General features: G+C 43.5%; 9 protein-coding genes. 2 read left to right on the plus strand and 7 right to left on the minus strand.

The genetic code is table 11. The annotated features are described in order from the left end of the window. Positions 1 to 18: 18 nt before the first annotated feature. Complete coding sequence (locus tag HP456_RS13420) at positions 19 to 819, plus strand: NAD kinase (protein WP_172251889.1); 801 nt, start codon at positions 19 to 21, stop codon at positions 817 to 819. Between the two features lie 295 nt (positions 820 to 1,114). Here HP456_RS13420 and rarD read toward each other — a convergent pair whose 3' ends face one another. The 6 genes from rarD to HP456_RS13450 all read right to left on the minus strand — a co-directional run bounded on the left by rarD (position 1,115) and on the right by HP456_RS13450 (position 8,672). Next, positions 1,115 to 2,032, minus strand: a complete 918-nt coding sequence (gene rarD / locus HP456_RS13425; protein WP_172251891.1) for an EamA family transporter RarD — start codon at positions 2,030 to 2,032, stop codon at positions 1,115 to 1,117. A 75-nt stretch (positions 2,033 to 2,107) separates the two neighbouring features. After that, positions 2,108 to 3,700, minus strand: coding sequence for an amidohydrolase (locus tag HP456_RS13430; protein ID WP_172251893.1), 1,593 nt, complete (start codon positions 3,698 to 3,700; stop codon positions 2,108 to 2,110). 314 nt (positions 3,701 to 4,014) lie between these two features. Continuing rightward, complete coding sequence (gene mbcS / locus HP456_RS13435; RefSeq protein ID WP_172251895.1) at positions 4,015 to 5,598, minus strand: acyl-CoA synthetase MbcS; 1,584 nt, start codon at positions 5,596 to 5,598, stop codon at positions 4,015 to 4,017. A 421-nt stretch (positions 5,599 to 6,019) separates the two neighbouring features. Beyond that, a complete protein-coding gene (locus tag HP456_RS13440) occupies positions 6,020 to 6,226 on the minus strand; it encodes an alpha/beta-type small acid-soluble spore protein (RefSeq protein ID WP_172251897.1) in 207 nt (68 codons plus the stop codon). A gap of 89 nt (positions 6,227 to 6,315) precedes the next feature. Further along, positions 6,316 to 7,527 (minus strand): tRNA uracil 4-sulfurtransferase ThiI, encoded by a 1,212-nt coding sequence (gene thiI, locus HP456_RS13445; protein ID WP_172251899.1) that lies wholly within the window; start codon positions 7,525 to 7,527, stop codon positions 6,316 to 6,318. Further along, the gene (locus HP456_RS13450) at positions 7,524 to 8,672 is read right to left on the minus strand and encodes a cysteine desulfurase family protein (RefSeq protein ID WP_172251905.1); all 1,149 of its coding nucleotides are present in this window, start codon (positions 8,670 to 8,672) and stop codon (positions 7,524 to 7,526) included. The genes thiI and HP456_RS13450 overlap by 4 nt, the downstream gene beginning before the upstream one ends. 316 nt (positions 8,673 to 8,988) lie before the next feature. Here HP456_RS13450 and brnQ point away from each other — a divergent pair, with 316 nt between their 5' ends. Continuing rightward, a complete protein-coding gene (brnQ, locus tag HP456_RS13455; RefSeq protein WP_172251901.1) occupies positions 8,989 to 10,326 on the plus strand; it encodes a branched-chain amino acid transport system II carrier protein in 1,338 nt (445 codons plus the stop codon). Positions 10,327 to 10,376: 50 nt separating this feature from the next. On the opposite strand, the gene ezrA is transcribed toward brnQ, so the two are convergent. After that, positions 10,377 to 11,915 (minus strand): septation ring formation regulator EzrA (gene ezrA, locus HP456_RS13460; RefSeq protein WP_172251903.1); only part of this gene is annotated, 1,539 nt, incomplete at its 5' end.

The following is an 11,915-nucleotide window of genomic DNA, read 5'->3' on the forward strand; positions in this document are numbered from 1 at the left end:
TTTTGGGAGGTACATAGTATGAATAATCGTCGAAATATTTATTTTTACGCATTAAAAGATGAAACCATCCAGCCAAAGATTGAAAAACTATATGATCTCGCAAACCGTTATGACTTTTCCATTGTAAATTCACCAAAGGAAGCAAACATTATCGTAAGTGTAGGCGGTGACGGCACATTCCTACAGGCGGTCCGCAAGACAGGATTCAGACAAGATTGCCTTTATGCAGGTATTTCAACTGGGGGAACTCTCAGCATGTATTGTGATTTCCACATTGACGACACGTCAAAAATGATCGATGCGATGACAAAAGAACAAATCGAAGTAAGAAAGTATCCAACCATTGAATTGACTGTGGACGAGCAGACATCTTTCCAATGCCTGAATGAATTCAGCATCCGATCAGGAATCATCAAGACGTTCGTGATGGATGTCTTTATTGATGATATTCACTTTGAAACATTCAGGGGGGACGGTATGATCATCGCCACTCCGACGGGGAGCACCGCCTATAACAAATCCGTTAACGGGGCAGTTGTAGATCCGATGATTCCATGTCTTCAAGTCAGTGAAATGGCTTCCCTTAATAACAACCGGTACCGCACACTTGGGTCATCATTCATCTTGAGCGACAAACGCCGCCTCGAATTGAAAATCGTCCAGGATGGAAATGACTATCCTGCTATGGGGATGGACAATGAGGCATTGAGCATACAGCATGTCGAGAAAGTGGAAGCCCGGCTCAGTGATAAAGTCATCAAAACCGTAAAACTGAAAGACAACTCTTTCTGGGAGAAAGTGAAGCGGTCGTTCTTATGAAATAAATAAGCGGAGGCGGCTCGCCCAGAGGCGACAAGCATAAGACAGGGCAGCCACAAAGGCGGTCTTTGCCTTTTTGGATGGCATGACTTATGCCTCGAACCTCTAGCCGCCGGAGCTGGACAAATAGAAAAGCGGAGGCGGCTCGCCCAGAGGCGACAAGCATAAGACAGGGCAGCCACAAAGGCGGTCTTTGCCTTTTTGGATGGCATGACTTATGTCTCGAGCCTCTAGCCGCCGGAGCTGGACAAACATAAAAGCTCCGGCGCTTGATGCACCGGAGCTTTATTCAATGTTATGCAGACAACTTTGCTTCTCTCCTTCGTTTCCTGGCAAACTGAATGCGTGATGCCGTAAAGATCACCAGCGCAATCCAGATGAAGATAAACGATATCAAATGTGTCCCCGAGAATGTTTCTCCATAGACCATGACACCGAGGATCAATGTGATCGTCGGCGAAACATATTGCAGAAAACCGACCATGTAAAGAGGGATCTGCTGTGCACCTTTTGAGAAGAACAGCAGCGGAATGGCTGTGACTGCGCCCGCCCCCATCAATAGAAGATCTGTCCCCAAAGATACGGTGAAAATCGAAGATGAACCTGTTGTAAACATATATCCCATGTAGATCAAAGAAATCGGTGCGATTGTCATCGTCTCAAGCGTCAAACCGATTGCTGAATCAACTTTAATCAGCTTTTTGGCAAGACCATATAATCCGAAAGAAAAAGCAAGACCCATTGCAATCCACGGGAACTCACCGTATGAAAATGTCAGAATCAGCACACCTGCAGCAGCGAGAATAAAAGAAACGATTTGAGCTTTAGACAAGCTTTCTTTTAAAATAAATACCCCTAACAGCACGCTTACAAGGGGATTGATATAGTACCCAAGGCTGGCTTCCACCATTTGATTGGTGTTCACCGCCCAAATATAGATGAACCAATTGGCACTGATCAATAACGAAGCAAGTAATAAAGCGGCCAGCTGTTTTTTCTTCGTCAGTGAGGACTTGATGTAAGAAGTGAAAGCCTTCCATCGTTTCGTGAAAAATAAGAATAGCAGCATAAACCAGAAAGACCAAAAAACTCGATTTGCTAATATTTCATCTGCGGCCACATGATTCAACCATTTCCAGTATATCGGGAGTATTCCCCATAAAAAATAGGAAAAAGCTGTGTAAAAAATTCCTGTCTGTTCATTTTGCTTCAAAAAAACACCCCCAAAACTATTTCCGTTTTCGAAATAACTTCATTATATCCGCGAAAAGTTTTGAGGGCAATGATTTTATTTTTTCTTATACACGATCGACTCGTCCACGATGGTCATGGAAACGATTTTCTCCAGCAGTTCATCAGGTTCTGCTTCGAAGGGGTCTTTATCGAGCACAGTGAAATCTGCCGTGAACCCTTCTTTGATGACACCGCGGTCATCCTCATGATGACAGGCATACGCACTCCCTTTCGTAAAAAGGGAAATCGCATCATACATTGAAAGTTTCTCTTCAGGTATATGCACTTGCTTGCGGGGATCCAATGGATTGGTCCGTGTAACCGCAGCATGAATCCCCCATAAAGGGTTAATCGGCTCAATCGGGGCGTCAGATCCCCCTGCACACGGAATACCCCTGTCAAGTAAAGTCTTCCATGCATAATTATACTTCATGTTCTCTTCACCAAGGCGATCGATCACCCAAGGAAAATCAGAAGCGACAAAACGCGGCTGAATATCTAAAATCAACGGAAGGTCTTTAATTTCTTCTATTAACTCTTCCCGAAGTATCTGTGCATGAATCAAGCGGTCGCGTCTTGATTTTACCGAGGGGTGCGCCTTGATGGCATTCACCACATTCTCAAAGGCTTTATCCCCGATCGTATGTACAGCAATCGGTAATTCCAGACTTCTGGCTTTCTCTACAAGTTTGAGCAGACTTTCCTGAGCATGGATGCTGACACCAACCGTGCTGGGATCATCGGCGTATGGATAGCTCAGCAAAGCCGTTCTTCCACCTAATGCGCCGTCAGCAAAGATCTTCATTGCCCCGAACTCGATAAAGTCATTTCCCCCAAGAAAATGATGTCCTTCGTCATTCCAATCATGAATGACCTCATGATGAACGAGGAGATGCGCCCTGAATTTCTTATTATGACCGTTAATCGTTTGTTTGAAAGCACTGTATGTTTTATTGAAATTGCCGTAGTAGCTTAAGTCTTCGGTGTGACCGCCGACCAATCCGTTTTCCCAGCAGCTTTCAATTCCTTTTGACAGGGCTTCTTCCAAATAGTGAGAGGAAATGGGCGGCAAAGCATCCACCATTAGATCCTGTGCTTTATCCTTTAAGAGTCCGTTCAGCATTCCGCTTTCATCTTTTTCTATTAATCCTCCCGCAGGACTTGGTGTGCTTTCACTTATATTTGCCTGTTTGAATGCAAGGGAATTCACAACCATCGCATGTCGGCAAATCCGCTTTAATAGAACAGGATGATGTGGAACTGCGGCATCTAATTCCTTCTTTGTAATGACATCTCTATCTTCCCATAGATTTTCGTTCCATCCTTCACCAAAAATCCACTGCCCTTCAGGAAGCTTATCAGCTTTAGAAGCAACGGCATTCAGTACCTCTTCCTTACTTGTCATCTGAGATAAATCGAGTCGGAGCAATGTTTCCCCGTGACCGATCAGATGCATGTGGCTGTCCACAAATCCGGGGAACATGACCCCGTTTTGTAAATCGACGGTTTCTTCTATATTATATTTTTGACGGAGGTCTTCCTCGGTGCCCAGTGCCCTGATGAAACCATTCTCTGTAAATACCGCTTCAACCTCATGACCTTCAGACTGCATTGTATAAATCTTTCCGTTTGTCCATAAAGTACCCATCTTGGAAGCTTCCTTTCTTCTTAGAAAATGCTGTATCAAATGTACCATAATACAGGAGGAATCGGGAAGTGGAATGTATTTGGATGTTTCTGATTTCCGTACAAGACTTCGCTTTCCGAAGTCTGACCGTGAGCCTCCTCATCATATTTGCTCTCTTCCAGGACATTACTTTGGCAGGAGTCTTCGCTTTGCACTCCGCTCAACGTTGGAAACTTTTAAAACACCGATATTCTTTACAAGATAAATAAGCATGCTGTAACACTAAAAAAACAGGGAACCCAATCAATCAGGTTCCCTGTCTCACACTTACAACTCTAGTTCTTAACTGAATCCATTTCTTTCTGACGCAGTTCAATCCTTCTGATTTTACCTGATGTCGTTTTCGGCAGTTCAGATACGAATTCTATTTTACGCGGGTATTTGTATGGTGCAGTCAGCTGCTTCACATGGTCCTGCAGCTGAGGAATGATATCGGGATCGAGCTGGTCTACATCCTCCCTTAATACAACGAAAGCTTTAACGATCAATCCGCGGACTTCATCCGGGCTTCCCACTACCGCACATTCCTGGACGGAAGGATGTTTCACCAGTGCATCTTCCACTTCAAACGGCCCGATTGTGTAGCCGGAGGAAATGATGATATCGTCTCCTCTTCCCTCGAACCAGAAATAGCCTTCTTCATCCTTTTTCGCTTTGTCACCGGTGATATAGTAGTCACCCCTGAATTGCATCGCCGTTCTTTCCGGGTCTTTATAATAGTTTTTGAATAGTGCAGGAGTATCGACATGAACGGCGATATCGCCGACTTCACCTGCTTCACAAGGCATGCCCTCATCACTGATTACTTCCACCCTGTTACCGGGAGTAGGCTTGCCCATGGAACCTGGCTTCAGTTCCATTCCTTTCATGATTCCGACGAGCAGAGTATTTTCAGTTTGGCCGTATCCGTCACGCACTTCGATCCCATGATGCTTTTTGAACAAATCGATGACTTCCCGGTTCAATGGCTCACCTGCTGAGACGGCACTATGCAAGGCACTCAAGTCATACGTGCCGAGGTCATCAACTTTGGCCATCAGCCTGTATTCAGTAGGTGTACAGCAAAGGACGTTCACACCGTTGTCCTGAAGTAATTGCAAATATTTATTCGGCTCGAACTTCCCTTGATAAACAAGACCGGTGGCTCCTGATCCGAGCACTGACATGAACGGACTCCAGATCCATTTTTGCCAGCCGGGACCAGCCGTCGCCCAGACAGTATCCCCTTCTTCAATTCCCAGCCAGCCCGCTGCAGCCGTTCTCAGGTGGGCAAATGCCCATCCGTGCGTATGTACTACTCCTTTAGGATTTCCTGTCGTTCCGGAAGTATAGGATAAGAAAGCCATGTCATCCCTGGCCGTATCAGCGAAAGCCAATTCATCAGGGACTATCTTCATTTCTTCATCGACGGTGATCCATCCGTCTTGTTCTTCCCCGATGACGAACTTCTGAAGCTTGTCCATCCCTCGGACATTTTCAAACTGCCCGATAAATGGAGAGTATGCAACGATCCCCTTTACATCTCCATGATCAATTCGATATTCAAGGTCTTTTGTACGCAGCATCTCTGAGCTTGGAATGACGACCATCCCTGATTTTAATGCAGCTAGATACACGCCGTACGCTTCGATTAACCTTGGTACCATCACGAGGATGACATCGCCTTTTTCGAGTCCGGACTTCAAAAAAACGTTTCCAATTCTATTTGCATTTTTAAGCAGGTTGGTATACGTGATTTCTTTCTTGTCACCGTCTTCATTTTCCCATTTAATCGCGAGTTTCTTTTCATCGCCAGTAAACTTCTCCACTTCCTCAACCAAGTTGTACCTTTCTGGTGCGATCAGCTCTTGTCTGTTCATCCGAATTCCCCCTTGTTTGTGACTCCACTTCCATTATACTAAATTTTTTAAATTTTTTAAATTATTCATTTAAATAAGAATTTAATAAATTATGACTTTTCCATTTTACTGAGAGAATTTGAATTACTGTAAGGGAAATCAATTAGCTGCAGCAGAAAGGCACGGGGAAAATTTCTAGAACAAGCGCGTAGTGGATCCTTCAGTTGTTCGAAGTGGAAGACGAATGGTCCTGCGTGGTAGTGGCCAAACATCGTAGGTTAATTCGATAAGAATGTTTTTAGGGAAACCAAAGCAGTATACCATAAAATATGCAGCCTTAGACGTAAGTGAAGTCTTCTACAGAAATCAACTGCGGTATTCAAAAACGCGGCCAAATTTAAAAGGAGCGAGTCACCCCGCTCCTTGTAGCCATTGTATTTAATTATTTTTGGAATCCACCACCGATTTGTTGTTCAGCCATTTGAACTAAACGTTTAGTGATTTCTCCACCTACAGAACCGTTAGCGCGTGAAGTTGCATCAGCACCAAGTTGAACACCGAATTCAGAAGCGATTTCGTATTTCATTTGGTCGATAGCTTGTTGAGCTCCAGGAGCTACTAGTTGGTTAGAACTTCTGTTGTTTGCCATGTGTTTTCACCTCCTCGTTGCTTGTTGAGTATAGATTGTGCGAAAACACATGGCTTCATGCAAGGAATTTCATTGGTAAATGTTCCTATTTAGAGAAGATCTTCAAAGCTTTCTTCAGCGCTGGAATCCGCTCCAGCATTAAGGGTGATTGTCTCTGTTTCCCTGACTGCTTCATCGATTAACGTTTCGAAATCAACAAAGCTTTCGTAATACTGTACCTTTTCTTTTTTGGGCCTTGTCTTAGGTGCAGGCGGTGTAAAAATCGTACAGCAATCTTCGTACGGAAGAATTGAAATATCATGGGTATCAATTTTTTGGGCAATATCGATGATCTCTAATTTATCCATCGCGATTAACGGTCTGAGCACAGGTGTGTTTGTGACGTCATTGATCGCCTGCATACTTTCGAGTGTCTGGCTGGCAACCTGTCCAAGGCTTTCACCTGTTACAAGTGCAAGGCCTTCATTTTGCTGACGGATCTTATCAGCGATTTTCAGCATCATCCTTCTCGTAGATGTCATCGTGTAGTTCTCCGGCACCTGATCATGGATCATTTGCTGGATTTTAGTAAAAGGAACGACATGTAATTTGATGCTGCCGCTGAAAGCAGACAATTTTTTGGAAAGATCGATGACCTTTTGCTTTGCCCGGTCGCTTGTAAATGGCGGGCTGTGAAAATGGACGGCTTCGATTTCAACCCCGCGCTTCATTGTTAAATAGCCGGCAACCGGACTGTCGATTCCGCCCGAAAGCATCAGCATCGCCTTTCCACTGGCGCCCACAGGCATCCCTGTTGAACCGGGATAGATTTCTGAAGAAAGATATACGCCCTCTTTTCTTACTTCTACGTTCAATTTAATATCAGGATTCTTGACGTCCACAGTCAACCCTTCGGTATTTCTTAACACGTATGAACCAACTTCAAAATTAATTTCATTTGTTTCCAGCGGGAAATGTTTATCTGCGCGCCGGGCTGAGACCTTGAACGTTTTACCTGGTTCAAAGCTCTTTTGCACCAATGCCACTCCTGCTTTGCATATTTCTTGAAGATCCCTCTCCACCTTGACTACCGGACTGAAAGATTGGATTCCGAAGATTTTCTGAAGGTGGGGAATGATCTCTTCTCCATTCTCCTCTCCAAGCAGGATATGCAGACGGTCCCGGCTTGCTGATACGGATACTCCCTGAAACTCTTTTAATGCCTCTACGATATTCTCTCTAAGCTTCGATGTGAATTTTTTTCGGTTTCTTCCTTTGGTCGATATTTCACCGTATCTGACTAGTATTCGATTGTATTTCATCGTGATCTCCTCATTGTTTTCTGTAATTGGGCTGTTTCATCCTTTAATAACTGCATGAATTTTTCAGCTTCTTCCATTGTATTTTGAAAGGACAAACTTATTCTGATCGCGCGGTCTGCAAGCTCTTCTCCCACTCCCATCGACAGCAGTGTAGGACTCGGCTTGCTTTTCTTTGAAGAACAGGCGCTTGTGGTTGAGACATAAACCTGGTGGCGATCAAGTGCATGCACCACTACCTCGCTCTTAAAATCTTTTATGGAAAAATTGAGGATATGAGGTGCACTTTCAATGGAAGTGTGAACCGTCACACCTTCCATAGCGACCAGTTCGTTCCGTAAATAACTGCTTATGCCCCGCATGCTGTTTAAATGTTCATGACTTTCATCAAAATACAACCTCATTGCCTTCGCAAATGAAACAATTCCGCCTGTATTTTCTGTACCGCTTCTGATATTTCCTTCCTGCTCACCGCCTGTCAGGAGCGGTGAAAGGGCCACTCCATCCCTTACAAAGAGCATACCTGTACCTTTAAGACCGTGTATTTTATGAGCGGAAATACTGTATAAATCAATATAATGTTCATGGAAGGACAGCGGGATTTTCCCGCAAGCCTGGACACCATCCACATGAAAAAGGATTTTGGAATGCCTTTTCAGGATCGACCCAATCTCGCCGACAGGCTGGACCGCACCTGTTTCATTATTTACGTGCATGACAGAAACCAGAATCGTATCATCCTGAATCGCATTTTCCACTTTCTTGGGATCAACTTTTCCAGAATGATCAACCCCTATGTACGTTATTGAGTAACCCAGGGATTCCAATTGCTTCATTGAATTAGTCACGGAAGGATGCTCAACTTTGGTGGTAATGATATGCTTCCCTCTTTGTCCGAATTGTAATGCCGTCCCTTTTATTGCAAGGTTATTCGATTCAGTTCCACCGGAAGTGAAAAACACTTCCTTTTCCTTGATTTTCAGGAGGCCGGCAATTTGTTTCCTTGACTGACCGATTAATTTTTCCACCCGCCCGCCAAAGGAATGGAGAGAGGAAGGGTTGGCATAATAGACTTCATTTACTTTCATGTAAGCATCCAAAGCTTCCTTATATGGCTTTGTTGTAGCTGCATTATCCAAATAGATCATCATTTACACCTTCTTTTGTTCTTTCCAATCACTAATTTTATCACAAAATCAAAACATCCCAAATGATAATAGAAAAAAGCATTCAATACTATGATTACAATAATGATTCTCCAATTAAATCTTTAAAATTTTTAATATTTTATAAAAATAACCATTGATAACTCTGATGAAATTTGCGACAATCATGTAGGTGATATGACAGATAAGCTATTTGAATTTACTAAATAGTAAGACTATTTAGTGATTCGACATTTTTCTACATGAATATGATAAGATAATTTTGCCTATGATAACGATTACAAACGGAGGTATATATATGAATGAGAAAGCGCTGTCATCCGGGGGGATCTTAACGATAGGACTGATGCTGTTTGCTCTTTTCCTCGGAGCCGGGAATATGATTTTCCCTCCATTTCTTGGTCAACAGGCAGGCGACCAGGTGTGGACAGGCATCTTCGGATTTTTAATTACAGGAGTCGGACTTCCATTACTTGGCGTGATCGCGATAGCAAGGTCCGGCGGCGATCTACAGTCACTTGCTAGCCGGGTACATCCTTTATTCGGGTTGATTTTTACCGTCATTATGTATTTAGCAATCGGTCCCTTTTTCGGAATACCAAGAACGGGTACAGTAGCTTATGAAATAGGTGTAATTCCTTTTTTATCGGAAGATGCAGCTAAATACGGAGTTCCATTACTCATTTATACAATAATTTTCTTTGGTTTCACTGCATGGCTAGCGATGAACCCATCAAAATTAGTTGACCGTATCGGCAAGATATTAACGCCTGCGCTGATTATCATCATGACGGTTTTAACAGTTAAGAGCATTGTAACCCCAATGGGGACTCTGGGAGATCCCAATCCGGCGTATCAGGATGGAGCACTTTTCAAAGGGTTCATTGAAGGATATTTAACGATGGATACCATCGCGGCATTAGTCTTCGGGATTGTAGTGATTAATGCAATAAAAGGCCGCGGCATCACCAGTAAAGCAAACATTACAAAGGTAACCATCATTGCAGGCTTTATCGCTGCTGCCGGTCTTGCCCTTGTATACTTATCTCTCAGCTATATAGGTGCAACAAGTACTGAATCAATTGGGGTTAAGGCGAACGGAGGAGCGATTCTCTCGGCATCAGCGGACTATTTATTTGGTTCTGCCGGAGCAATCATTCTTGCATTGGCCATCACATTTGCATGCTTAACCACTTCCATCGGGCTAGTGTCTGCATGTGCACAATACTTCAGCAAAATACTTCCGATCTCATATGGAAAACTGGTCATCATCCTATCTGCATTCAGTATGGTGATTGCAAATATCGGGCTGACGCAATTGATCGCCGTATCACTTCCTGTGCTGATCTTCATTTATCCATTGGCGATTGTACTGATCATGTTATCTTTCATGCATAACTGGTTTAAAGGATATTCACTTGTATACGCAGGAGCATTGGTTCCAACAGGGATCATCAGTGTGATCGACGGATTGAAGACAGCTGGAATGAATGTCACTTCTATCAGTGAGACTTTAAGTTTCCTTCCTTTCTATGCAGAGGGTATCGGATGGATCGTGCCCGCATTGGCCGGAGCTGTCATCGGATTCATCATAGCACAATTTGCGGGATATTCTAAGAAAGTGAGTGAAATTTAAAATGAAAAGGACCGGTGAAGAAGATTTCTCTTCTTCACCGGTCCTTTTAGTTAATCTTGTTCGTCAAGATTGATCATCTTTTCAATTTTTTTCAGAGCGCCGGGCTCCACCTTCTCGATCGTGGTGGCTGCTTCTTCCAAAGCTTTGCGGTAGTCATACTGTCTGAAGGCTTCTTCTGCCGCCTGCAGCCCTTCCCGGACCGAGTCATACCTGCTTCTGTAACGATTGCCGTATTGAATGGTTTTTTCTGATAACAAAACATTTTCTATCAGTTCCTGAGTCTTAGTAAAGAAGTGATCGACTGTATCGGAAGCTTCTAACAGCGTTTCCTGGATGAATTTCATGTTCAAAGGTTTTTCTGTCAGGCTTGCATTCACTTGCTCAATCTTCCGGTGCACTTCATTCAGAAGATCATCATAATCCGCAGGCAGACCAGGTACATTGCTTTTTGAGATCATCCGGCTTGCTTCTGAGACTTTTTTCTTGAGATCGGCGATTTTTTCCCGGGTCGTCAATTCATCTTTTCTTAAATTCTGCAGGAACACTGCAAATTCTGACTGCTCCATATTCAGGGCTTCGAGCCCGCTTCTTATTTCCTTCAACTCATCACTCATAGCCGTATAAGCAGTCTGATTACTTTCGACTTTATTCATGATCAATTCATGGCGTTTCGATAATTGAATGATTTTCTTCTGAAGTTCCTGTGGTGCTTTCAAATCGGACTCATGCAGGTGGTATCCCTGCTGCACAAGATTCACTTCATACTGGATATCATCATTCTCTTCTTTTGCCTTGATCAATCCTTCTGTCGTTTCGTCTTTATATTGATGGACGAAGTGTCTTGCATGTACTTCTTTCTCCAGCAGATCATAGAGCATTTCAATCTTACTCTTGATTTCCTGTAAACCTTCTTCCACTTCTTCCACTTCAAGGGACTGAAGACGTTCTGTAAAACCGGCAAGCGTCTCATTCAATACGCTCACTTCTTTATCCACTTCAACATGGTCGAGTATATAGCCCTGCTCCTTCATTTCAACATAGCCCGCTTCAAGCTCAGACAACTGGGATGGGAGGATATTCTCGCAGTCTGTCGTCAGTTTAGGAATGCTCTCCATCTTGTATGCGATTGCCTTCATTTCCTGACTCATGTTTAGAACAATCTCACGTGCATCCAGATAGTTCCCCCCATCCGTCAGTTCATTAAATTGTTCAATTTCTTTTGCGAGTGTATCCAGTACAACTTCTATTTTCTTAGCGGCCTGCCCATATGTATGACGGTATGCGAGCAATTGCTTCTTGCTGCTCCGATATTCTTCTTGCAATAATTCGATTTCTTCCCGGTTCTTTTCTTCACTTCCAACCAGTCCATTCAGCTCTTGAAGAATCGTTTCGATTTTTGTTTCTGTATCGGAAAGGACCCCATCAATTCGGGACAGTGTTTCTTTTGTTTTATTAAAACGGAATTTGTCTGTGTATTCTTCTGCATCGAACAGCAGCTCTTCAATATCCGGAAGCTGTACAGCTACGATTTCATCCCAGCCCTGTCTCCAGTCTTCAAACAGCTGTTCCGTCTGTCCTGTCATATTAAG

The sequence above is a fragment of the Bacillus haikouensis genome (assembly GCF_013179555.1).
GTDB classification, from domain to species: domain Bacteria; phylum Bacillota; class Bacilli; order Bacillales; family Bacillaceae_B; genus Rossellomorea; species Rossellomorea haikouensis_A.

What these genes read in the sequence shown, in the direction of transcription:
- HP456_RS13420 (WP_172251889.1), top strand. Translation starts at nt 19, where the DNA reads ATGAATAATCGTCGAAATATTTATTTTTACGCATTAAAAGATGAAACC.
- HP456_RS13430 (WP_172251893.1), bottom strand. Translation starts at nt 3,700, where the DNA reads ATGGGTACTTTATGGACAAACGGAAAGATTTATACAATGCAGTCTGAA.
- mbcS (WP_172251895.1), bottom strand. Translation starts at nt 5,598, where the DNA reads ATGAACAGACAAGAGCTGATCGCACCAGAAAGGTACAACTTGGTTGAG.
- HP456_RS13440 (WP_172251897.1), bottom strand. Translation starts at nt 6,226, where the DNA reads ATGGCAAACAACAGAAGTTCTAACCAACTAGTAGCTCCTGGAGCTCAA.
- thiI (WP_172251899.1), bottom strand. Translation starts at nt 7,527, where the DNA reads ATGAAATACAATCGAATACTAGTCAGATACGGTGAAATATCGACCAAA.
- HP456_RS13450 (WP_172251905.1), bottom strand. Translation starts at nt 8,672, where the DNA reads ATGATCTATTTGGATAATGCAGCTACAACAAAGCCATATAAGGAAGCT.
- brnQ (WP_172251901.1), top strand. Translation starts at nt 8,989, where the DNA reads ATGAATGAGAAAGCGCTGTCATCCGGGGGGATCTTAACGATAGGACTG.